The sequence below is a fragment of the Pseudoclavibacter sp. RFBG4 genome (assembly GCF_002931515.1).
Taxonomy (GTDB): Bacteria; Actinomycetota; Actinomycetes; order Actinomycetales; family Microbacteriaceae; genus Pseudoclavibacter.
The window spans coordinates 103301-126481 of record NZ_PSYC01000024.1; the positions used below are offsets into that span (position 1 = coordinate 103301).

A 23181-nucleotide genomic window follows, 5' to 3' on the forward strand; every position below is an offset into this window, starting at 1 on the left:
TCGGCGGGTGACGCACCCGGACTCCCGGCTGTGATGCGCGGAACTACGATCGGGCAACCCAGAACACCGCGGCTGCTGCGCTCCGCCGTGCTCGGAAACCGGATCCCGTGAGAGAGGCATCATGTCGAGACGAGCAAGCCCCGGACGATTCACGGTCGGGCTCGCCCTCCAGGGCGCAGGCTGGCACCCAGCCGCGTGGACGGTGCTGCCACGGGGTGACGGGAATCGGCTCACGGAACTCGGCTACTGGCGCGACCTCGTCCAGCATGCCGAGCGCGCCGGCATCGACTACGTCACCTTCGAGGACGCCTACCAGATCGAGGGGAGCGCCCCGGACTGGGAGGCATCTCGCGATCTCGCCGAGGTGTCGCTCGACGCGACCCTGCTCGCGGCCGCCCTCGCCCCGCACACCAAGCGGATCGGACTCGTCCCCACCATCGGCCTCACGCACGCGGAGCCCTTCCACGCTGCCACGAGCATCCAGACCCTCGACTTCGTGTCGCTCGGCCGCGCGGGCCTCCGGGCCAAGCTCAACGCGAGTGCCGCGGAGGCGGCGAGCTTCGGACGCAAGAGCTCACTCGGTCTCGACGCGATCTTCGCCGAGGGGGCGGACTCGGTCGAGGTCATCCGGCGGCTCTGGGACAGCTGGGAGGACGACGCCGTCATCCGCGACGAGCCGACGGGCCGATTCATCGACGCGGACCGCCTGCACTACGCGGACTTCGAGGGCGAGCACTTCAGCGTGAAGGGGCCCTCCATCGTGCCGCGCTCGCCGCAGGGGCAGCCGCCGGTCTTCGCGCTCGCGCAGACGCAGGACGCGTTCGAGTTCGCGGCTCGGCAGGCCGACGTCGTGTTCGTCACGCCTGGCCGAGCCACGGTCGCCGAGCTCCTCGCCGCGATCCGCGAGGCCGAGCAGCGCGTTGGCCGCACGGGCGAGCCCCTCCGCGTCGTCGCCGACCTGGAGATCTTCCTCGGCGACGAGGACGGGTCGACCGAGGAGCACTTCCGAGCGCTCGACGAGCGCGTCCGCGCAGACTCCGGCTACCGCAGCGACACCAGGGTCGTGGTCAGATCCAACGTGACGACCGCCGAGCTCATCGCCAAGTACGCGGACGCCGGGCTCGACGGCGTGCGCGTCCGCCCCCTGACCCACGGCGACGTCGCCGAGTTCGTCGACAGGGTGCGCCCCATGCTCGAGGCCCGAGGCATCGTCTCGCCCCCGAACCCCCGCGAGAAGTCACCGAGCCTGCGCAAGACGCTCGGGCTCGAACCGCGCCCCGCGAACCGCTTCGCCGCAGCCCATGCAGACCGCCAGGCGGCTCGCGGCCGCGGCGCCCTCGTCAACGATGGAAAGGCACAGCGCGCATGAGCGGCACGCCCCTCAAGCAGGTCCACCTCGCGGCGCACTTCCCCGGGGTCAACAACACGACCATCTGGACCGACCCGGATGCGGGCAGCCAGATCGACCTCGCCTCCTTCCGGGCCTTCGCGGAGACCGCCGAGCGCGGCAGGTTCGACTACCTGTTCCTCGCCGAGGGGCTTCGGCTTCGCGAGCACAAGGGGCGCATCCACGAGCTCGACGTCGTCGGGCGGCCCAACACGCTCGTGATCCTCGCGGCACTCGCCAGCCTCACCGAGCACATCGGACTCGTCGGCACGCTCTCCTCGACCTTCAACGAGCCGGCAGATCTCGCGAGGCAGCTCGCGACCCTCGACCACCTCTCCGAAGGACGAGCCGGCTGGAACGTCGTCACGTCGAGCGACGCCTTCCACGGCCAGAACTTCCGCCGCGGCGGGTTCCTGGAGTATGCGGAGCGCTACGAGCGGGCCGAGGAGTTCGTGCGGCTCTCGAAGCGTCTCTGGGACGCGTGGGAGGCCGACGCGATCGCCGCCAACCCCGGCCGTGGCGAGTACCTGCGCCCCGGCGGGGTCAGCCGCATCAACCACGTCGGCAAGCACTTCGACGTCGAGACGATCCCGAACGTGCCCCGCAGCCCCCAGCGCTACCCGGTCATCGTGCAGGCCGGCGACTCCCCGGCTGGGCGAGACTTCGCATCGGCGAACGCCGAGATCATCTTCTCCCTGCACGCCGCCTTCGAGGACGGCAAGCGGTTCTACGACGACGTCAAGGGCCGACTGCCTGCCGCTGGCCGCTCACGCGACTCCCTCCTGATCATGCCGGCCGCGACCTTCGTGATCGGCGATTCTGAGGCCGATGCCCGCGAGCGGTCCCGCGAGGAGGCCCTCGCCCAGGTCAGCCCGCAGACGGCGATCGCGATGCTCGAGCAGGTGTGGGGGAGGGACCTGTCTGGCGTCGACCCGGACGGCCCGCTGCCCGACCTCGAGCCTGGCGACGAGCGCATCCGCGCCGGTCAGGCGAACGACCTCTCCAAGCAGCGCGCCCAGATCTCCAAGTTCAGGGAGATCGCGGAGCGGGACTCGCTCACCGTGCGCGAGCTGATGGTGAAGCTCAACACGCGGCACACCTTCGTCGGGACCGCGTCGCACATCGCCGACGAGATCTCCCGCTACGTCCAGGGCGGCGCCTCCGACGGGTTCGTCATCGTGCCCTCGCTGATCCCCAACGGGCTCGACCGCTTCGTCGACGGCGTCATCCCGGAGCTGCAGGAGCGCGGCGTGTACCGCGAGGAGTACACGCCTGGGGCCACCCTCCGCGAGACGCTCGGACTGCCGGCGGAGCCGCCATCGGCCGATGCGCCCAGCGGTCAGCTGCTCGGCGCGGGCGGTGCCTCCGGGGGTGCCGCCGGGGCGTGACGATCCAGGAACTCGTACACCTCCACCTCGTCGACGCCGGGGAACGCACCGGTGGGCATCGCCGCGTGCAGTGAGGTGTGGAGGCGGGCGTTCGGGAACGAAGCGCCCGCCCACCTCGCCGACAGCTGTTCAGAGGGGCGGCGGCAGCAGTCGCCGTTCGGGCAGGTGGAGGTGTGCCTGCGCGTCGTCTCGCGCCCCGCGAACCATTTCGCGTGCTCGAAGGCCGTGCCGACGCTGACCGAGAAGGTGCCAAGGGGCGTGTTCTGGATGCGCGAGGTGCACCAGTAGGTGCCGACCGGCTTGTCCGTGTACTGGTGGTACGGGCTGAAGCGATCCTCGACGTCGAACACGCGCCGCGCGCTCCACTGCCTGCACACGAACTGGCCTTCCACGGCGCCGAGCGCGTCGGTTGGGAAGCTGACGCTGTCGTTCTCGTAGGCCTTCGAGATGACCCCGGACTCGCTGACCTTCAGGAAGTGGACCGGGATGCCGAGGTGATGGGTGCTGAGGTTCGTGAACCGGTGGGCGGCGGTCTCGTAGCTCACCCCGTACGCGTCGCGGAGGTCCTCGACCGACAGCGCCCGACGTCGCTGGGCCGCGCCCATGAGCTTCGCGGCGCCCAGCTCCGGGATCAGGAGCGCCCCGGTGAAGTAGTTCGTCTCGACCCGCTGCAGGAGGAACTCCGCGTAGTCGCGCGGCGCCTCGTGGCCGAGCACGTAGCTCGAGATGGTCTGCAGGATGATGGATCGGGGGTCGGCATCCGCCGACTGGGCAAGGGGCACGTAGATGCGACCGTGTCTCCGATCGACGACCGAACGGGTCGAGACGGGCAGGTCGCGCACGTAGTGCAGCGTCAGCCCGAGGTGAGTCGCGATGTCGGCCGCGGTGCGCTGCGACAGCGGCCCGTCCTCGTGCCCGACGCTCGTGAGCAGCGCAGAGGCCTGCTCCTCGAGTTCCGCGTAGTAGTTGTCCCGCTCGCGCATGGCACGCCGCAGCTCGGTGTTGGCTCGCCGAGCCTCCTCGGGGGTCGCGGCCCGCTCTGAGTCGATTCTGGCGAGCTCCCGGTAGAGAGCGAGGATCGTCTCGATGGCCTCGTCGCTGAGCGAGCGGCGGATGGGAAGCGGGTCGAGGCCGAGCGCGAGGGCGATCCGGCCCGCCTGCGCGCGTTCGAGCTCGACTTCGAGGGACGCGCGCTTCGAGAGCGGGGCGTCGGAGAGCAGCTCGTCGACGCTCACCCCGAAGAGGCGCGCGAAGGCCTGCAGCTCCGTCAGTCGAACCTCGCGCTTCCCGGTCTCGATGGCGGAGATCTGCGAGGGTGCGCGCTTGATGGCCGCGCCGAGCGCCTCGAGGGTGAGGCCCCGCTCCTGCCGTATCGAGCGGATGCGTCGGCCGAGCGTCAGAACGTCGATGTCCATGTGCGCAACCGTGCCACACGCATCCTTCTGCGCGCTAGAAGAACCGACAGATTTCTAGTTTGCGTTTCCGTCTCGAGCGTCCAGGACGGCGCAGGATCGACACAACACCAGTTCTTCGAGCAAAGGAGCTCATCATGAACCAGACGACGCCTCACGGAACCGAGTCGGCGCAGACGAAGGCCGCGAGCATCGAGACGGCCTGGAAGACGGAAGCCCGCTGGAGCGGCATCACACGCGACTTCTCCGCCGAGGACGTCGTCGCGCTGCGGGGGAGTGTCATCGAGGAGCAGACGCTCGAGCGCCGAGGAGCGGAGCGCCTCTGGGACCTCGTGAACGACGACGACGGCAGCTGGGTCGCCGCCCTCGGGGCCCTCACGGGCAACCAGGCCGTGCAGCAGGTGCGCGCTGGCCTCAAGGCCATCTACCTCTCCGGGTGGCAGGTCGCCGCCGACGCGAACCTCTCCGGCCAGACCTACCCGGACCAGAGCCTCTACCCGGCGAACTCCGTACCGGCCGTCGTCCGCCGCATCAACAATGCCCTCCTCCGTGCCGACCAGATCGAGACCGCCGAGGGCGGGGCACCGAGCCGCGACTGGCTCGCGCCCATCGTCGCCGATGCCGAAGCCGGCTTCGGTGGCCCGCTCAACGCCTACGAGCTCATGGCCGCCATGATCCAGGCGGGAGCCGCGGGCGTGCACTGGGAAGACCAGCTCGCGAGCGAGAAGAAGTGCGGTCACATGGGCGGCAAGGTGCTCGTGCCGACCCAGCAGCACATCCGCACCCTCAACGCGGCCCGCCTCGCCGCCGACGTCGCCGGCGTGCCCAGCGTCATCATCGCCCGCACCGACTCGCTCGCCGCGAACCTCATTACGAGCGACGTCGACGAGCGCGACCGAGCATTCTTGACGGGCGACCGGACCGCCGAAGGGTTCTACGAGACGAAGCCAGGCATCGAGACCGTGCTCGCCCGCGGGCACGCCTACGCCCCGTACGCCGACCTCCTCTGGGTCGAGAGCGGCGAACCCGACCTCGAGCTGGCCCGAACCTTCGCCGAGAGCATCCACGCCGAGTTCCCCGACAAGAAGCTGGCCTACAACTGCTCGCCGTCCTTCAACTGGAAGCGACACCTCGACGACGCGCAGATCGCCGCGTTCCAGCGCGAGCTCGCCGCCATGGGCTACACCTTTCAGTTCATCACCCTCGCCGGGTTCCACGCGCTCAACCACTCCATGTACACGCTCGCCCGCGACTACAGCGCCCGCCACATGAGCGCCTACGTCGACCTCCAAGAGGCCGAGTTCGCGAGCGAGGCCGACGGCTACACGGCGACGAAGCACCAGCGCGAGGTCGGCACCGGCTACTTCGACCGCCTGTCATCGAGCCTCAACCCCACCAGCTCCACACTCGCGCTCGTCGGCTCCACCGAGTCCGAGCAGTTCCACTGAACCGCGCGACGTCACGCTCTCCCTCCACCTCCCCGACCCGCGACCGCTCTGACCCCCGCGACCTCCCTGACCCATCGACGCAGAAAGCAGCCATGACCATGAACAGCACACCAGAACCGCGCCTGAAGGTGACGGGGCCCATCGGCGATCGCTTCGACGAGATCCTCACCCGCGAAGCCCTCGAGTTCGTCCTTCGCCTCCACGACCAGTTCGCGGGCAGGCGCCACGAACGTCTCCTCGCCAGGATGGACGGCCGGAAGGCCGTCGAGAACGGCCGCGACTTCCGCTTCCTGAGCGAGACCGCCGCCGTGCGGGAGGACCCGAACTGGCGAGTCGCGGGTGCCGGCCCCGGCCTCGAGGACCGCCGCATCGAGATCACCGGTCCCACCGATCGCAAGATGACCATCAACGCCTTGAACTCCGGAGCGAACGCCTGGCTGGCCGACCTCGAGGACGCGACGAGCCCGACCTGGCAGAACATCGTCGGCGGGCAGGTCTCGCTCCTGGATGCGGTCAGGGAGCGCATCGAGTACACGAGTCCGGAAGGAAAGGAGTACTCGGTCACCGCCGACAAGACGCCGACCATCATCGTCAGGCCTCGCGGTTGGCACCTCGTCGAGAAGCACCTGAGCTACACCGACCGCTCGGGCCAGCAGCGGCCCGCATCCGGTTCGCTCGTGGACTTCGGGCTCTACTTCTTCCACAACGCCACGGAGCTGCTGGCGCGCGGGCGCGGTCCGTACTTCTACCTGCCCAAGCTCGAGAACCACCTCGAGGCGCGCCTCTGGGACGACGTCTTCACCTTCTCGGAACGGGCCATCGGCATCGAGCACGGCACGATCCGGGCGACCGTGCTCATCGAGACGCTGCCCGCGGCCTTCGAGATGGACGAGATCCTCTACGAGCTGCGCGAGCACTGCGCGGGCCTCAACGCCGGACGATGGGACTACATCTTCAGCTTCATCAAGCACTACCGCTCGCGCGGACCCCAGTACGTCTTCCCGAACCGCGATCGGATCACGATGACGGTCCCGTTCATGCGTGCGTACACGGAGCTGCTCGTGCGGACCTGCCACGCGCGGGGCGCCCACGCGATCGGCGGCATGAGCGCCTTCATCCCGAACTCCCGCGAGCCCGAGGTCACGGCGCGTGCCCTCGAGAAGGTGCGCGCCGACAAGGCGAGGGAGGCGGCCGACGGATTCGACGGGTCCTGGGTCGCGCATCCCGGACTCATCGACGTCGCGCGCGCGGAATTCGATGCCGTGCTCGCCGGGGCACCCAACCAGCTCCGACGAGACCGCTCCGAGGTCGACGTCACGGCGGCGCAGCTCCTCGACGTGCGCTCGCTGGAGAAGCACGTCACCGACGAGGGGGTGCGCGCCAACGTCTCCGTCGCGCTCCGCTACATCGAGAGCTGGCTGCGCGGGGTGGGCGCCGTCGCGATCGACGACCTCATGGAGGATGCGGCGACGGCCGAGATCTCACGCTCCCAGCTGTGGCAGTGGATCGCCCAGCGGACCGTGACCGAATCCGGCACGGTGGTGACGCGTGAGCTGGTCGAGTCGCTGCTCGACGGCGCCCTCAGCGACGCGCGGCGCTTCGAGGGCGACCGCTTCGAGGCCGCCGCGCAGATCCTGCGACGGGTCTCGTTGGACGACGAGTTCCCGACGTTCCTGACGATCCCCGCCTACGCGCACCATCTCTGTGAGCGGCCGGTCGCGCGGAGCATCGAGCGTGAGGCGCACCTCGCCGCAGCCTGAGCGGGAGGCAGCCCGGTGCCCCTCGCTGCCCGGACCGTCAGCGCTGCAGCGGTGCGAGTCCGCGCGCCTCGAGGGCGCCCTCGAGGATGCCGACGGCGCGGGGGCCGACGCCGTGCAGGGAGAGCAGGTGCTCGCGGCTCGCACCGGCGACGTCGCCGAGCAGGGTCTGCCCATCGCCGGCGAGCGCGCGGGTCGCGGGCGCCCCGATGCCCAATCGGGCGATCGGCTCGGAATCCGAGCCCGCCGGCTCCGTCGCGGTCCGGTGGACGCCGAAACGGTCCTCGGGGTCGATCCGGTCGAGCAGCTTCTGGGAGATCCGGCCGAGCGTGCTGAACTCCTCGGGGGTGAGGGCATCCACGATGAGCTCCCGCACCTTGCCGACATGGCCGGGTGCGGTCTCCTCGAGGAACAGCATGCCGCTGTCGCTGAGCTTCGCGATCTTCGCCCTGCGGTCGCCCGGGTGGCTCGTGCGCTCGACGTGGCCGCGCTGCTCCAGGCCGAGGACAACGCGGGAGAGGCGCGGGAGCGTGGCGTTGGTGCGCGTCGCGAGGTCGGTCATGCGGAGGCTCCGGCCCGGCGACTCCGAGAGGACCGCCATCACGAGATACTCGTAGTGCGTGATGCCGGCGTCGTTGCCGAGCTGCGTGTCGAGCGCACCCGGGAGCAGCTCGACGACCCCGATGAAGTGCAGCCACGAGTGCTGCTCGTCCGCGGAGAGCCATCTGGGTTCGGTCATGCCCTCATCCTCGCGCCTTTTACTTGTAGATGCAAGTTCTTGAGTGCTACGGTTCGTGCCATGACGACATCAGATGGCGACAAGCTCGACGCAGGCACCGGGATGGGCCTCGTCTCACTCCACGTCGGCGACCTCGCCGCGCAATCCGAGTACTACCGCACGGCGCTCGCCCTCGAGCCGATCGCCGAGACCGACGGAGAGATCACGCTCGGTCGAGGATCCGCCCCGCTCGTGCGCCTCCGGCACACCCCTGGCCTTCCGGTCGCCCCGCGCCGTGCCGCCGGGCTCTTCCACACCGCCCTCCTGTTCGACACGCCGAGCGACCTCGCCGCGACCGTCTACCGGGCGGCCCAGCACCCGCGCTCCCAGTTCGTCGGCTCCTCCGACCACCACGTCAGCGAAGCCTTCTACTTCACCGACCCGGAGGGCAACGGCATCGAGCTCTACACCGACCGTCCACGTGACACGTGGCTCGACGCCGCAGGGCGCATTGCCATGTCCACCGAGTTCCTCGATCCCAACGCCTACCTGCGAGCCAACCTCGTCGAAGACACCGCGGATGCGCCCCAGAAGGCCGCAGCGGACGTCGGCCACGTGCACCTGCAGGTCGGCGACGTCGACACCGCCAAGAGCTTCTACGCCGACACCCTTGGCTTCGAGACGACGACCACCTATCCGGGAGCACTTTTCGTGAGCGCGGGCGGCTACCACCACCACATCGCCCTCAACGTCTGGAACAGTGCGGGCGCCGGACCCCGGGCCGCGACCCTGGGCCTCGGCCAGCTCACGATCGAGGTTCCAGAACGGACCGAGCTCGACGCGGTCGCCGACCGGCTCCGCGGCGCCGGCCTCCAGTTCGCCGACGACGGCGCGACCATCACCGTGCTGGATCCCTGGCGCTCCGAGGTCGTGCTCCGCACGCGTGCGCAGGCGGTCGCGGCATGAGCGGGCTCGCGATCAGCACCGCGCTCTCGTCGATCGACGCCTCGAGCAAGCGGCCGATCCTCCTGCTCATGCACGGCTACGGATCGCACGAGGACGACCTCACGAGCCTCCTGCCGTCCCTCGGCGACGGCTTCGACTGGGCCTCCCTGCGCGCGCCCCTCGTCCTCCGCGAGGAGACGCCCGCCGAGGTCGGCTCCTACGCCTGGGTGCCCATCGACCGCCCGGGCCTGCCCGACCCGGCCAAGGCCTCAGCGGCCACGGACGCCGTGCTCGCCTGGCTCGACCAGAACACGGCACCGGCCGCGAACGTCATCCCGATCGGCTTCTCGCAGGGCGGGCTCATGGTGACCCAGCTGCTGCGCCGGGAGCCGCAGCGCTTCGAGCGCGGGGCCGTCCTCTCCGGCTTCTCCCTGCAGGGCGAGCAGCCGGGCGACGAGGAGCTCACCAGCATCCGTCCACCCGTGTTCTTCGGGCGCGGGGACCGGGACCAGATCATCAGCGACGCCACCTTCGATCGGACCACCGCGTGGCTGTCCGGTCACGCGACGGCCAGCGAGCACACCTACCCGGGCCTCGCGCACGGCATCTCGCCGCAGGAACTGGAAGACCTCGCCGGGTTCCTCCGCGCAATGTGACCCTGCGTGTCCTCCTGGTACCTGAGATTTCGGCCGTCCACCTGAGTGGGCGGCCGTCTTCCTAGTCTCTGGACATCCCCGTTCCTGGGACGGATCCCGCAATCGGGGTGCGTGCCGCCTAGAAGGAGTCCAGATGACCCGCTCGACCAGACCGCTCTCCGCCGCCGCCCTCGCCGCGGTCGGGATGATGGCGCTCGCCTCGTGCGCAGCGCAGTCTGGAGCGGTTCCGGCGGCCGACGCAGAGCCCGTCCAGGGCGGCAACCTGCGCGCCGGCATCCTCAGCGACATCGGATGCATCGACCCGGCCCAGGTCGGCAACAACAACAACGTCAACATCGCCCGCCAGACCGTCGCGTCGCTCACGACGCAGGACGTCGAGACCGGCGAGGTGCTTCCGTGGCTCGCCGAGTCCTGGGAGATCTCGGACGACGCGAGGGAGTTCACCTTCACGCTCGCCGAGGGGCCGACCTTCGCCGACGGCACGCCCATCGACGCCGAAGCCGTCAAGGCCAACGCGGAGGGCGTCCAGGCGCTCGGTGCGAAGTCGGCGCTCGGCAACCTGTACCTCGCCGGCCTCGAGTCGGTCACCGTCGTGGACCCGCAGACGGTCACCTACACCTTCGCCGAGCCGTCGGCGCAGTTCCTGCAGGCGACCTCCACCTTCACGCTCGGGCTCGTCTCCACGGAGAGCACGAAGCTCAGCCAGGAAGCGCGCTGCGCTGGCGACTTCATCGGCTCAGGGCCCTTCTCCGTCGAGAGCTACACCCCCAACGCCGAGACGGTCCTCGCCGCCCGCGAGGACTACGCGTGGGGTGCCTCGACGACCGGCAACACCGAGCGTCCCTACCTCGACACGATCACGTACTCCGTCATCCCGGAGGCATCGACGCTCACCGGGTCGCTCCAGTCCGGCCAGCTCGACGTCTCGACCGACGTCTCCTTCGTCGACCTCGACGCACTCAAGGGCGCTGGCGCGAACGTGCAGAACCGTGCCAACCCCGGTGTCGTCTACAACCTCATCCCGAATGCCTCGCACCCGATCCTCTCCGACAAGAACGTGCGCCTCGCCGTGCAGAAGAGCATCAACCGCGAGGAGCTCCTCGCCCTCCTGACGCCAGAGGACAGCCCAGCCACGAGCGTGCTCGCCACGTCGACGCCCTACTACAGCGACCAGAGCGACATCCTCGAGTACGACGTCGAGGACGCCGCGAAGCTGCTCGACGAGGCCGGCTGGGTCGAAGGCGCGGACGGCGTCCGCGAGAAGGACGGCCAGAAGCTGAGCTTCGAGCTCGCCTACTGGCAGCCGACCACCAACGTCCTCGAGCAGGTGCAGGTCCAGCTCGCCGCCGTCGGCATCGACCTCCAGCTCCGCGAGGCTCCCATCGCCGACGTGACCGCGATCAACGATGGCACGCAGCCGTTCACCTGGGCGAACATCACCCGCGCCGACCCGGATGCGCTCCGCGTGTTCTTCTCAGCTGAGGGCGGCAACAAGTACAACTACCGCGAGGTCGGCCCGATCGACGAGGTGCTCAACTCGCAGGCCGCCATCGTCGACGCGGATGCGCGCCAGACCGAGGTCGATGCGGCCGTCACCCAGCTGCTCGAGGAGGGCTACGCAGTCCCCGTCATCCAGCTCTCCACGAACCTCGTCCAGGCGCCCGGCGTCCAGGGAGTGCAGTTCGAGGCGTCCAGCAGGCTCGACTTCTCGGCAGCCTGGAAGGCCGCGGAGTAACCGTATGGCTCGCTACTTCGCGTGGAGGCTCGCCCTGGGGATCCTGGTCCTCTGGGCGGCCTTCACCCTGTCGTTCCTCCTCCTCTACCTCCTCCCGGGCGACGCGGCGGCCGTGGCCGCGGCCGGCGGGGGAGAAGGGGCCGCCGACCCGGTCGCCATCGAGGCGCTGAGAGCGGAGCTCGGGCTCGACGCTCCGTTCCACGAGCAGTACCTGGCAGCCCTCGGTGGAGCCCTGGTCCTTGACTTCGGCAGCTCCGTGCAGAACGGCATCCCCGCCACCGAGGTGCTCGCCCGCGCGCTTCCGTCGACGGCAACCCTCGCGGGGGCGGCCCTCGTCCTCTCCGTCATCGGCGGCATCGGACTCGCGCTCGTCAGCAACCTCATCCGGTCGTCCTGGCTGCGCGGCATCCTCCAGTCGCTGCCCTCCCTCGCCATCGCGGTTCCGACGTTCTGGCTCGGGCTCCTGCTCCTGCAGGTCTTCTCCTTCCAGCTCGGCTGGGTGCCGGCCTTCGGCAGCACGGGGTTCGTGGGGCTCATCCTCCCGGCGCTGACACTCTCGATCCCAACCGGCGCCTACCTGGCCCAGGTGCTCACCCGCAGCCTGCACGAGACCCTCGCTCGGCCCTTCATCGAGCAGGCCAAGGCGAAGGGTGCCGGCGACACGCGCATCCTCGTGCGCCACGCGCTCAGGAACGCGGCCCTGCCGACCCTCACGATCGGCGGGGTGCTCGTCGGCCAGCTCCTCGCGGGAACCGTCGTCACCGAGACCGTCTTCTCCCGCGACGGCGTCGGCCGCATGATCGTGACCGCCGTCGCCAACCGCGATATCCCCCTCGTCATGATCGCGGTCGTCTTCGCCGCCGCGATCTTCGTCGTCACCAACCTCATCGTCGACGCGCTCTACCCGCTCGTCGACCCCCGCCTCTCGCACTCCACGAAGCAGCGCCCCGCGACCAAGGGGCGTCCGACACCCCCATCGGCGCCCGGCGCCGCTTCCACGGAGCCCGGCAGGACACGAACGAATGAGGTCGCAGCATGACCCAGCCCCTCCTCACACCGCCGTCGGACCTCGCTGCGCTGAGTCGTACCGAGCGGTACGTCGCCCCCGGCAGTTCTGGCGGCGCCGCCGCCGAGCGGACCCCGCAGCCCGTGCCTGCCGCCGTGAAGCCGTCGTCGTTCGCGCGCTTCCGCAGCCTCCTGCGCCTCCCGTCCCTCATCCTGGCGGTCGCCGTGCTCGCCACCGTCATCGCCTGGGCCGTCGCGCCGTCGATCTTCACGCCATACGACGCCATCAACGGCACCCTCCTCGACCGCCTCCAGCCGCCGAGCCCAGCGCACCCCTTCGGCACCGACAACCTGGGCCGAGACACCCTCGCGCGCTTCATCCACGGCTCGCAGACCACCCTCCTCGCATCCGGCCTCGCCGTCGTCATCGCGCTCGGCACCGGGGCGCTCCTCGGGCTCCTCGCCGGATACCTCCGGGGATTCGTCGACGAGGCGATCATGCGCTTCATGGACGTCATCCTCGCGATCCCCGCCCTGCTGCTCTCGCTCACCATCATCACGGGACTCGGCTTCGGGACGCTCAACATCGCGATCGCGGTCGGCCTCGCGTCCACCGCAGCCTTCGCGCGCATCATGCGCTCGCAGGTCCTCTCGGTCGCCACCGCCGGCTACATCGAGGCGGCGAAGCTCTCGGGCGCTCGCTGGCCGAGCATCATCTTCCGCCAGGTCCTCCCCGCCGCGATCACCCCGGTCCTCGCGCTCGCCGCCATCGAGTTCGGCGCCGCAGTGCTCGCCATCTCCGCCCTCAGCTTCCTCGGCTTCGGAGCCCCGCCGCCCCAGCCGGAGTGGGGCGCCCTCATCTCCGAGGGCCGCGACTACCTCCAGGCCGCTTGGTGGCTCACCACCCTGCCCGGACTCGTGATCGTCGCGGTCGTGCTCTCCACGGCGCGCATCTCGCGCTGGCTCCAAGAACGAGGAGACCGCTCATGACCTCCACACCCCTGACCCAGCAGGCAGGCAGCGAAACGCAGCCGCTCCTGTCCGTCCGCGACCTCCAGCTCGCCTACAAGGGAGCCACGACGCTCGCCGTCGCCGGCGTCTCCTTCGACGTGTACCCGGGGGAGCAGGTCGCCATCGTCGGCGAGTCCGGCTCGGGCAAGACCAGCGTCGCCAAGTCGATCGTCGACCTCCTGCCCGCGAGCACCGCGGTGACCGCGAACGCCCTCCGCTACGACGGCCTCGACCTCACCGCCCTGACGCCGCTCGAATGGCGTGCCGTCCGCGGCGCACGCATCGGCCTCATCCCGCAGGACCCATCGGCGTCCCTGAACCCGTTGCAGACCGTCGGAGCGCAGGTCGCCGAGGTGCTCCTCATCCACGGCCTCGCCACCAAGAGGGATGCACGCGCGCGAGCCGTCGAACTCCTCCAGGATGCCGGCATCCCGGATGCGGCCAAGCGTGCGGCGCAGTACCCCCACCAGTTCTCCGGCGGCATGCGGCAGCGCGTCCTCATCGCGGCCGCGCTCGCAGCCTCGCCCGGCCTCATCATCGCCGACGAGCCGACGAGCGCCCTCGACGTGACCGTCCAGCGCCAGATCCTCGATCTCATCGCGGAACGGGCCGCAGTCGCATCCACGGCCGTGCTCTTCATAACCCACGACCTCGGGGTGGCAGCCGATCGGGCCGACCGCATCCTGGTCATGCAGCACGGAGCGATCGTCGAGGCCGGCCCGGCTGCCCAGGTCCTCGAGGACCCACAGCACCCGTACACGAAGCGACTCGTCGCGGCCGCACCCACCAGGACCTCGACGCGGCTCGCGCCGGCCACCGGCGCCCTCGGCATCGACCGCAGCCGCCCCGTGCTGGAGGTCAGGGGACTGAGCAAGACCTTCCGGCTGCCGGGAGGTGCACGGGTCGACGCGACCAAGGACGTCGCCTTCTCGATCGCCCGCGGCGAGAGCTACGCGCTCGTCGGCGAGTCGGGGTCCGGCAAGAGCACAACCGCACGCCTCGCCCTGCTCCTCGAACGACCGGACCAGGGGAGCATCCGCCTCGACGGCCTCGAGGTCGCCGGCGCCAGAGGCAGCGCCCTGAGAGCCTTCCGCCGCAGGACCGGGCTCGTGCACCAGGACCCCTACTCATCGCTCGACCCGCGCTTCACCGTCGCGGACTCCATCGAGCAGCCGCTGCGGGCCTTCGGGATCGGCGACAAGCAGTCGCGCCGCGCGCGGGTGCTCGAGCTGCTGGACGACGTCGCGCTCCCCGCCGATTTCGCTCACCGGCGCTCGACGCAGCTCTCCGGAGGGCAGCGGCAGCGCGTCGCCATCGCACGAGCACTCGCCCTGAAGCCAGAGCTCATCGTCCTCGACGAAGCCGTCTCCGCCCTCGACGTCTCCGTCCAGGCCCAGATCCTCCAGCTCCTGGTCGACCTCCAGGCCGAGCACTCGCTGAGCTACCTGTTCATCACCCACGACCTCGGGGTCGTCCGCCAGATCGCCGACCGCGTCGGCGTGCTCCGCGGCGGCGAGCTGCTCGAGGAAGGCACCGTCGACGAGGTCTTCGAGCGCAGCACCAACGCATACACCCGAGCGCTCGTCGACGCCATCCCCGGGGGCAAGCCCACCGAGCGCGTCCTGGAGGCGATCGCATGACATCCGCGGCCAGGCTCATCGACATCGACAGCACCAGGGGAGCCAGGTGCATCGCGGTCCTCGGCGCCGGACCTCGCGGAGCGGGGCTCCTCGAGCGCATCGTCGCCAACTACGACGGGGACATCACGGGCCCGCTTGTCGTGCACCTCATCGACCCGCACCCGCCTGGAGCCGGACGCATCTGGCGAGATGCCCAGTCCGGGCTCCTGAAGCTCAACTCGCTCGCGGCCGACGTCACCATGTTCACCGACGAGACGAGCACCATCGAGGGCCCGGTCAGGCAGGGCCCTTCCCTCGTCGAATGGGCTGAGCTCGCGAGCCGCGGCGAGCTGGACGGGTACGACCTCGACTCGGAGGACCAGCAGGTGGCCGCCGAGGTGCGCTCACTCGGTCCGTCCAGCTTCCCCACGAGGCGCCTGCAGAGCAGGTACCTGGGCTGGTTCTTCGAGCAGGCGGCGGACGCGGCGCCAGAGGGCCTGACGGTCCTCGTCCATGCCGCCGAGGTGACGGGCGTCACGACGATCGACAACGGCGCGCAGCGCGTCGAGCTCGACACAGGCGACAGCCTCACCGTCGACGTCGTCGTCTACGCGCTCGGCCATTCCGGAACACTGGTCCACGAAGGAACGAGAACCGCCGAGCTGAGCGAGTTCGCGGCCCGCCACGACCTCGCCTACGTGCCGCCCTCGTTCACGGCAGACGCAGACTTCAGTGCAGTGGAGGCCGGGGAGCCCGTCATCGTCCGCGGTCTCGGCCTCGCCGCCGTCGACCTGCTCGTTCTGCTCACCGAGGGGCGCGGGGGAGCGTTCGTGCCCGGAGACGAGCCGGGACGCCTCAGGTACCGTCCCTCCGGCCGCGAGCCGCGCATCCTCGTCGGCTCCAGGCGGGGTGTTCCCTACCACTCCAAGGTCACGAGCGTGCTCCAGGGGGAGCCGTTCGAGACCCGCTACTTCACGGCGGACGTCGCCCGCGAGATCGTCGCCGAGCACGAGATCCTGGACTTCCGCACGCACTTCTGGCCGCTCCTCGCGAAGGAGATGCTGCACGGCTACTACCGCGAGCTCTTCACGGGTCACCCGGACCGAGTGCGCGTGTCCTGGGTCGAGTTCCGAGCCGAGCTCGACCGATTCGCCGCGCAATCACCCGAACTCCACGAGGCGGTGCTCGCCGCGCTCGTCGACCCGAGCGACGAGCTCGACATCGAGACCTTCGACCACCCCCTGCGCGGGGCCGCGGCAACCGACGTCGGCTCGGTCTCGGTCGCCCTCCACGAGTACATCCGGGAAGACCTCCGCAGGAGGAACAGCCAGCAGCACAGCGAGAACCAGGGGCTCTTCCTCGCCCTCCTCTTCTCCTTCATGACCTTCGTCGAGTTCCAGGACGCCCCCAACTGGTCGCCGGCATCGCTCGCCGGAGACGTTCGCGTCTGGTGGAAGGGCTTCTTCAGCTACGTCGCGTCCGGCCCGCCAGGACACCGTCTCGACGAGCTCCTCGCGCTCAGCGAGGCCGGCGTCGTGCACTTCCTGGGTGGCGAGCTGCGCGTCTGGGAGGACGAGGAGGCCGGCCTCTTCCGGGCCAAGGGCACGACGCTCGAGCGACAGGTGTCTGCGCGCGCGCTCATCGACGCCTGGCTTCCCGACGCCGACGTCGCCCACACCGACAATCTGGCGCTCAGGCAGCTCATCGAGTCGGGCGAGGGGCGCGAGCGCATCGCCGCCACCCCGGAGGGCAGCCTCGCCACCGGCGTCATCGAGGTGCGCCGCGAGGACTCGAGGATCGTGCAGGCAGACGGGACGACGCATCCCCGTCGGTTCGCCATCGGCCCGTACACGTCCAATCCATTCGTCGGGGCGTTCTCCCGCCCCCGGACCAACGCCGTCTCGTTCCGCGAGAACGACGCCGTCGCCCTGAGTGCGTTGAGACTCGTCGGCGAGATCAGCAGAGAGAACGAGGAGAGGGAACAGCATGAGCACGCAGCAGAGCACCACTACCGGAGACCACTTCAGCGCACGCTGGGCGGTCTGGCACGAAAGTCGTGAGCGCGCAGTCCGTGCCCCGTACGGGCCGGCGGCCCTCGTCGCGACCAACTGGCTCGCCGATGGCGTCGAGCTCGAACTGGAGGGCGTCGCGGGAACCTGGAGCATCGTCGACGGCACCGTCGTCGGCAGCGGGCTCGCTGAGAGCGGGTACGTGGACGCCTCCGGCTCCGGAGTCGGCGACCGCGTGACGCTGAAGACGGGCGAGGAGCTCCGCGACGGTGCGCGCATCCTCCGGGCGTTCGCACGCGACGATCAGCGGGCCCTCCGAGTGCTCGACCCCGAGGCGTCGGGGCGAGCCGCGCTTCTCGGCATCGACAGCTACCAGCCCGACGACGACTACGTCGTGTCTGCGAGCTTCCGTCCCTCGACCGAGCAGGTCGACGTGCTCCAAGCAGACGGCTACGTGTCCAGGAAGGACCTCGGCGGGAAGCTCGACTTCGAGCTCGGCGGCTCGGCGTTCTCGATCGACGCCGACCACACCGAGGCAGGCCTCCAGGTCGTGTTCGCCGACACGACGAGTGGTGTCGAGAGCTACCGTTTCCGGTTCCTCACCGTCCCCGCCCCCGAGGCCGACGGGACGACGACGATCGACTTCAATCGCGCCTACCTGCCGCCGTGCGCCTTCAGCGACCACTTCGTCTGCCCGACGCCTGCCGCCGACAACCGGCTCAGCGTGCCGGTCAGGGCTGGCGAGCGGAACGCCATCAAGGCCTGACGCCCCAGTGCGGTCGCTGACGACGATCGCGAACCGCGCCCGGCGGAACCCAACCCGCAGCGCGGTTCGCGTTCGTCGCCCTCGCCGATCACTTGTGCGCGCCGATCACTCGTCCGGGTCGAGCAGGGGCCGCTCGTCGCGGCCGCGGATGCGATCGATCTCTCGACGCTCCCGCTTCGTCGGACGCCCGGCCCCACGGTCGCGGTATGCGATGGGGGAGGCGAACTCCCGAGGGGGAGGCGGAGGGGAGTTGTCGATGAGCGCCTTCGCCGCGATCGGCGCGCCGACGCGCTTCTTGAGGAGCTCCTGCGCGACGAGGACCCGATCGCGGTCGGTCCGCACCCGAACCTCGTCGCCGACGTGGATGCGCTGCGCTGGCTTGGCCCGATCGCCGTCGATCTTGACGTGCCCGGCCTTGCACGCCGCGGTCGCGGCACTGCGGGTCTTGTAGATGCGGACCGCCCAGAGCCACACGTCGACCCGCACGGAAGCGGGTCCTGGCTGGTGGTAGCCCTGCTCGTCTCGGTCCATCCGATGATGGTATCGAGTTCGTGAGGCCGCGCCCAGCGGTCGTGCCCAGTGGTCTTGCCCTCCTGCGCGCACAGCAGATGGCGTCACCACGTGTCGCCCCGCGCGGGCTTCACCGACACGCAGACGCGCCGAGACACGCGAGGCGTGCCACTGCGACAATGACCTCATGGCAGGCGACCGGCACGAGAGCCCGATGCGGTGGGCGACGCTGCCCAACGCCATCTCGGTGGCTCGTCTGCTCGTCTTCGTGCCCCTCACCATCTGGCTCGCCGCCGACGGCCGGGAGCTGGCCGCCACCCTGAGCCTGGCCGCGTTCGGGGCGACCGACTGGATCGACGGCTTCCTCGCCCGCCGCCTCGGCCAGGTCTCCCGGGTGGGGGAGGTCCTCGACCCGGTCGCCGACCGGCTCGGCATCATCATCATCGGCTTCGGCCTGGCACTCCTCGGCTACTTCCCGTGGTTCGTGCTGATCACGATCTTCCTCTGCGATCTGGCGCTGCTCGTCATCGGGCTGGCGCGGCTCGAGCGGGTCCGCGAGGGGCGCGTGAACCTGCTCGGCAAGGCCAGGTCGGCGTTCATCATGGTCGCCATGCCGCTCCACCTGCTGTCATACGCCGAGCAGGTGCCCGCCGAGCCGCTGCGCACCATCACGTGGTGGATGCTGCTGATCGGGACGGTCCTGCACGTCGCAGCAGGAGCCGTCTACGCGGTCAGGTACCTGCGCCGCCGGGCTCCGTGACGAAGTCGATGAGCTCCTCCACCCGGCCGAGCAGCGACGGCTCCAGGTCCCGGTAGTCGCGGACGCGCTCCAGGATGCGCTGCCAGGCCCTCGCCGTGTCCGCCTGCTCCTCTGCGGGCCAGCCGAGGGCCCTGCAGATGCCCTTCTTCCAGTCCTGCCCTCGAGGAATGACGGGCCATGCCTTGAGCCCGAGGCGCTCGGGCTTCACCGACTGCCACACGTCGACGTACGGGTGACCGACGACCCGCACGTGCGAGGCGCCGAAGCGCCGCATGATGTCGTCGGCGATGCGCTGCTCCTTCGAGCCCTTGACGAGGTGATCGAGCAGCACTCCGACGCGGCGCGTCGGGCTCGGTCCGAACACCGTCAGCACTTCGGCGAGGTGGTCGGCGCCCTGCAGGAACTCGACGACGACCCCGTCGATGCGCAGGTCGTGGCCCCAGACCTTCTCGACGAGCTCGGCGTCGTGCTTGCCCTCCACGAAGATTCGCCCGGCCCGCGCGGTCCTCGCCTTGGCATCGGCGACGTGGAAGGAGCCGGACGCGCTGCGTGCTCGCCCAGACTGCTGCTTGGCCGCCGGGGGCCCGAGGAGGATGGCCTCGTCCTCGAGCAAGAAGATCGAATCGGCGGGGAACGCCTTGCGCTGGCCGTCGAAGTCCTGCAGCGTCACGGTCTGCTTGTTCGCCGACGCGAGGCGGCCGTAGAAGCCGCTCGCCGCATCCTCGAGCCACATGCCGCTGGCCATGGGCACCTTCCGCGTGAGGGGCGCGGACTTGCGCTCGCGCATGCGAGCGATGGGGTCGCCCGAGTAGCGGTCGTCGGACTCGGCGCGGCCGTCGAAACTCGCGCGATCGCCGAAGAGGGAGTCGTCTAGCACTCCGGAAGTGTACGCCGAGGGTGAAAATCGGGCTCGATCTCCGCGCTCGTTTCGACAACACTCAGTCGTCTGACGCACAATGGCAGGCGGTGCTGCTGCAATTAACCGACCGGAATTCGGGCACCCCCGATTCCGCTACGCTTGAGCATCGACTCGAGGAGGCAAATATGGCTGGTTCTGACGCTGAGGCGCGGACCCCTGAAGGCGACGGCGTCGTCGATGAGCAGACACAGTCTTCGACGATGTCGTTCACCGGCGATTTCAGCGCGCAGCTCGCTGCGCTCATCGCAGGTGGTGTGTCGAAGGAGGAGATGGAGTCGATAAGTGCGCTTCCCTCCGGGTCCGCGCTCCTGATCGTCCGTCGCGGTTCCAACGTGGGAGCCCGGTTCCTGCTCGACACCGACCTCCAGGTCGCCGGCAGGCACCCGAACGCGGAGATCTTCCTCGACGACGTCACCGTGTCCCGACGTCACGCCGAGTTCACTCGGCACGGCCGCGAGTTCCACATGCGCGATCTCGGTTCGCTCAACGGCACGTACTACAACGGCGAGCGCATCAACTCCGCGGTCCTCACCAACGGCGGCGAAGTGCAGGTCGGCAAATTCCGCCTCACTTTCTACAGCTCCCCGCTTGACACCAGCCTGACTTCCGCGTCTGCCGGGAACTGATCGTGGCCGCTATGGCGGCGGCGGCTTCTGCGCGGGGACCAGGTCGGACGCTCAGCATCGGTCAGGTGCTGCAGCGGCTGAACGTCGAGTTCCCTGAGCTGAGCCCCTCCAAGCTCCGCTTCCTCGAGGACAAGGGCCTCGTGCACCCCGAGCGAACGCCGAAGGGGTATCGCAAGTTCTCCGCAGCCGACGTCGCTCGCCTGCGCGAGGTGCTCACCATGCAGCGCGACCTCTACCTGCCGCTCAAGGTGATCGCCGAGTACTTCGACGACCTCGATCGGGGCCTCGAGCCTGAGCTCCCGGGATCGCGGGCACCGCAGCGGCAGACCATGCTCGCCGCGGGCACCGTCCTCGATCGCGCGCAGCTGCTCGAGCGCTCTGGAGCCAAGCCCGCCCTGCTCGAGCAGGCCGTGAGCGCCGGACTCATCCCGGCGGCGAGTCGGTACCAGGAAGACGAGCTCACCATGCTGAGCACGCTCGTGGAGCTCGAGCGAGTGGGCATCGAGCCCCGCCACCTGCGCCCATTCCGCGCTGCCGCACATCACGAGTACGGGCTCATCGAGCAAGCACTCTCGACGAACACCCGGCGAGCACGCTCGCACGGCGAGGCCGTCGAGCGCGCCAACGAGCTCGCCGAGCACCTCGGGTCAGTTCGCCGGTCCCTCATCCGCCAAGCGGTTCGCGGTCGCAGGTAGGTTCATCCTCCACTTGAACGTGAAGTGGATTCGGGGGCGGCCACCTCGTGCCACGACACGCCGCAGGCCTGCCGAGGATGCCTGAAATCCGGGGCAAGTCGGGTCAGGATCACATCGTTGTCGTTCGGAAGTAGCCGAGCGGCATGCACTCCAATAGAATCGACCCAGACGGCTCGGGACTTACCTCAAGTTCCCTTGTGGTACAAGGCTTCCCCAGGGCGCATCGGCTCCCCGGAGCGCAGGGCTTGCTCCAGGAGTACGGGGCGCTGAGTTGGTCGAAAACGTGTGAAAGGTGCAGGCATGAGCGAGCAGGGACAGGGCGACGCGCCAACCGGCGGCGAGTTGGTCTTCACCGACGGCATTCCGGACCTCGATCCGGGCTCCGGGTACCGTGGCGCTGTTGCCGCGCGTGCCGCGGGCATCACCTACCGGCAGCTCGACTACTGGGCTCGCACCGGCCTGGTCGAGCCGACGGTTCGCGGGGCGAAGGGCTCAGGCTCGCAGCGTCTCTACTCGTTCCGCGACATCCTCGTCCTCAAGCTCGTGAAGCGACTGCTCGAGACGGGCATCTCGCTCCAGCAGATCCGCACGGCGGTCGACCAGCTCGCCGAGACCGGCGTCGTCGACCTCGCGCAGACGACGCTCATGTCAGACGGCGCAAGCGTCTACCTGTGCACCTCGAACGACCAGGTCATCGACCTCGTGCACCGCGGGCAGGGCGTGTTCGGCATTTTCGTCGGCCAGGTGCTCCGCGAGGTCGAGTCGACCCTCGTCGACTTCGAGCAGCAGACGCTCGACCCAGTCGACGAACTCGCAGCTCGCCGCGCCAGCCGCGCGAGCTGAACCCGCAGGCGGCCCCGCTGCCGAGGCCCTCGGTTCTCGGAAGCTCGCTAGTTGTTCGACCTGCCCCGTTGACGCCCTCGCGTCACCGGGGCTTCGTCGTCGCCGGTGGCGGGGGCTTCCGCATAGGTGCCGAGCCGGCCGGCCCGCATGATGCGGTCGAGCAGCTTGTCGAAGTTCGACGCCATCTCCTCGGCTGAGCTTCCCGGCCAGAGGTGCACGGGCTTGGCCGCCCCCTGCGCCTGCTGCAGGGAGGTGCGCTCCGGGAGCGCGGGGGAGAGCACGAGGGGGCCGAACATGTCCCGGAGCTCACCGAGACGGAACTGGTGCTCGAGGGACTGGTGCTTCGCACGGTTGACGATGATGCCGAGCGGCTGGAGCCGCGGCGACAGCTCGCGCCTGATCTCGTCGACGGCCCGGAGCGCGCGGTCGGCGGCGGCGACCGAGAAGAGACCGGGCTCGGTGACGACCGCGACACGGTCAGAGGCGGCCCAGGCCGTGCGCGTGAGCGCGTTGAGCGAGGGTGGGCAGTCGATGAGGACGAGGTCGTAGTCCTCCTCGACGACGGCAAGTGCCTCCTCGAGGCGCCAGATCTCTCGGATCGAGGGATTCGGGGTATCGAAGCTCAGCGCTGCCGGGCTGCCCACCATGAGGTCGATGACACCGCGGCTGCCTTCGCCCCAGGCCGAGCGCGCGATCGCGGCGCGGACCGTGCTGGGCTTCGGTGAGCGGAGGACGTCGGAGATCGTGGCGCCATCCTGCGCGCGGGCATCGAGCCCTGTGGAGACGTCGGACTGGGGATCCAGGTCGACGACGAGGGTTCTGAGCCCGCGGGCCCAGGCGGCGGAAGCGAGGCCAAGGGTCACCGTGGTCTTGCCGACGCCGCCCTTGAGGGAACTGATGCTGAGGACGAACACCAGCCCAGGCTACATTCACTAGGCTTGAGGTCACGTTGCTGCTTGCCCCTGTCGTGTT

The 23181-nt window shown here is 69.7% G+C and carries 21 protein-coding genes; 16 read left to right on the top strand and 5 right to left on the bottom strand.

Annotated features, from left to right (window positions below):
• The first annotated feature begins 121 nt into the window (after positions 1-121).
• Positions 122-1369: an LLM class flavin-dependent oxidoreductase gene (locus tag C5E10_RS07490; RefSeq protein WP_104331108.1), complete on the top strand. Its 1248-nt coding sequence runs from the start codon at positions 122-124 to the stop codon at positions 1367-1369.
• Positions 1366-2775: an NtaA/DmoA family FMN-dependent monooxygenase gene (locus tag C5E10_RS07495; RefSeq protein ID WP_104331109.1), complete on the top strand. Its 1410-nt coding sequence runs from the start codon at positions 1366-1368 to the stop codon at positions 2773-2775. The genes C5E10_RS07490 and C5E10_RS07495 overlap by 4 nt, the downstream gene beginning before the upstream one ends.
• Here C5E10_RS07495 and C5E10_RS07500 read toward each other — a convergent pair.
• Positions 2727-4190 carry an XRE family transcriptional regulator gene (locus C5E10_RS07500; RefSeq protein ID WP_104331110.1) on the bottom strand — a complete coding sequence of 488 codons (1464 nt, stop codon included), beginning with the start codon at positions 4188-4190 and terminating at the stop codon, positions 2727-2729. The two genes, C5E10_RS07495 and C5E10_RS07500, sit on opposite strands and share 49 nt — an antisense overlap.
• 134 nt (positions 4191-4324) lie before the next feature.
• Here C5E10_RS07500 and aceA point away from each other — a divergent pair, with 134 nt between their 5' ends.
• Together aceA and aceB are read left to right on the top strand one after the other, a co-directional pair.
• On the top strand, positions 4325-5635 hold the full coding sequence (gene aceA / locus C5E10_RS07505) for an isocitrate lyase (RefSeq protein WP_104331111.1): 1311 nt from the start codon (positions 4325-4327) through the stop codon (positions 5633-5635).
• 92 nt (positions 5636-5727) lie between these two features.
• Positions 5728-7395, top strand: a complete 1668-nt coding sequence (gene aceB / locus C5E10_RS07510) for a malate synthase A (RefSeq protein WP_104331112.1) — start codon at positions 5728-5730, stop codon at positions 7393-7395.
• Between the two features lie 37 nt (positions 7396-7432).
• Here aceB and C5E10_RS07515 read toward each other — a convergent pair whose 3' ends face one another.
• On the bottom strand, positions 7433-8131 hold the full coding sequence (locus C5E10_RS07515; protein WP_104241109.1) for a MarR family transcriptional regulator: 699 nt from the start codon (positions 8129-8131) through the stop codon (positions 7433-7435).
• A gap of 60 nt (positions 8132-8191) precedes the next feature.
• Between C5E10_RS07515 and C5E10_RS07520 the strand changes: the two genes are divergently transcribed.
• From C5E10_RS07520 to C5E10_RS07555, 8 genes are all read left to right on the top strand, one after another.
• The gene (locus tag C5E10_RS07520; RefSeq protein ID WP_104331113.1) at positions 8192-9076 is read left to right on the top strand and encodes a VOC family protein; all 885 of its coding nucleotides are present in this window, start codon (positions 8192-8194) and stop codon (positions 9074-9076) included.
• Positions 9073-9711: an alpha/beta hydrolase gene (locus C5E10_RS07525; protein WP_104331114.1), complete on the top strand. Its 639-nt coding sequence runs from the start codon at positions 9073-9075 to the stop codon at positions 9709-9711. Before C5E10_RS07520 ends, C5E10_RS07525 begins: the two co-directional genes overlap by 4 nt.
• 133 nt (positions 9712-9844) lie before the next feature.
• Positions 9845-11446: an ABC transporter substrate-binding protein gene (locus tag C5E10_RS07530; protein ID WP_104331115.1), complete on the top strand. Its 1602-nt coding sequence runs from the start codon at positions 9845-9847 to the stop codon at positions 11444-11446.
• A gap of 4 nt (positions 11447-11450) precedes the next feature.
• Complete coding sequence (locus tag C5E10_RS07535) at positions 11451-12485, top strand: ABC transporter permease (protein WP_104331116.1); 1035 nt, start codon at positions 11451-11453, stop codon at positions 12483-12485.
• Positions 12482-13441, top strand: coding sequence for an ABC transporter permease (locus tag C5E10_RS07540; RefSeq protein WP_104331117.1), 960 nt, complete (start codon positions 12482-12484; stop codon positions 13439-13441). Before C5E10_RS07535 ends, C5E10_RS07540 begins: the two co-directional genes overlap by 4 nt.
• Positions 13438-15102, top strand: a complete 1665-nt coding sequence (locus C5E10_RS07545; RefSeq protein ID WP_181062686.1) for an ABC transporter ATP-binding protein — start codon at positions 13438-13440, stop codon at positions 15100-15102. The genes C5E10_RS07540 and C5E10_RS07545 overlap by 4 nt, the downstream gene beginning before the upstream one ends.
• Positions 15099-17141, top strand: coding sequence for an FAD/NAD(P)-binding domain-containing protein (locus C5E10_RS07550; protein ID WP_219820336.1), 2043 nt, complete (start codon positions 15099-15101; stop codon positions 17139-17141). The genes C5E10_RS07545 and C5E10_RS07550 overlap by 4 nt, the downstream gene beginning before the upstream one ends.
• Positions 17068-17856, top strand: a complete 789-nt coding sequence (locus C5E10_RS07555) for a DUF1684 domain-containing protein (RefSeq protein WP_104331118.1) — start codon at positions 17068-17070, stop codon at positions 17854-17856. The genes C5E10_RS07550 and C5E10_RS07555 overlap by 74 nt, the downstream gene beginning before the upstream one ends.
• A 105-nt stretch (positions 17857-17961) precedes the next feature.
• On the opposite strand, the gene C5E10_RS07560 is transcribed toward C5E10_RS07555, so the two are convergent.
• Positions 17962-18387, bottom strand: coding sequence for an RNA-binding S4 domain-containing protein (locus C5E10_RS07560; protein ID WP_104331119.1), 426 nt, complete (start codon positions 18385-18387; stop codon positions 17962-17964).
• A 166-nt stretch (positions 18388-18553) separates the two neighbouring features.
• Between C5E10_RS07560 and C5E10_RS07565 the strand changes: the two genes are divergently transcribed.
• Positions 18554-19126 (top strand): CDP-alcohol phosphatidyltransferase family protein, encoded by a 573-nt coding sequence (locus tag C5E10_RS07565; protein ID WP_104331120.1) that lies wholly within the window; start codon positions 18554-18556, stop codon positions 19124-19126.
• Here C5E10_RS07565 and C5E10_RS07570 read toward each other — a convergent pair.
• Positions 19098-20003: a DUF3097 domain-containing protein gene (locus C5E10_RS07570; RefSeq protein WP_258071036.1), complete on the bottom strand. Its 906-nt coding sequence runs from the start codon at positions 20001-20003 to the stop codon at positions 19098-19100. The genes C5E10_RS07565 and C5E10_RS07570 overlap by 29 nt on opposite strands.
• A 167-nt stretch (positions 20004-20170) precedes the next feature.
• Between C5E10_RS07570 and C5E10_RS07575 the strand changes: the two genes are divergently transcribed.
• The 3 genes from C5E10_RS07575 (at position 20171) to C5E10_RS07585 (ending at position 22209) form a co-directional block, all read left to right on the top strand.
• A complete protein-coding gene (locus C5E10_RS07575; RefSeq protein ID WP_068478243.1) occupies positions 20171-20671 on the top strand; it encodes an FHA domain-containing protein in 501 nt (166 codons plus the stop codon).
• A gap of 65 nt (positions 20672-20736) precedes the next feature.
• Positions 20737-21366, top strand: coding sequence for a MerR family transcriptional regulator (locus C5E10_RS07580; protein ID WP_308471709.1), 630 nt, complete (start codon positions 20737-20739; stop codon positions 21364-21366).
• 300 nt (positions 21367-21666) lie between these two features.
• Positions 21667-22209, top strand: coding sequence for a MerR family transcriptional regulator (locus C5E10_RS07585; RefSeq protein WP_104241118.1), 543 nt, complete (start codon positions 21667-21669; stop codon positions 22207-22209).
• 47 nt (positions 22210-22256) lie between these two features.
• On the opposite strand, the gene C5E10_RS07590 is transcribed toward C5E10_RS07585, so the two are convergent.
• On the bottom strand, positions 22257-23123 hold the full coding sequence (locus C5E10_RS07590) for a ParA family protein (RefSeq protein ID WP_104331122.1): 867 nt from the start codon (positions 23121-23123) through the stop codon (positions 22257-22259).
• Between the last annotated feature and the right edge of the window lie 58 nt (positions 23124-23181).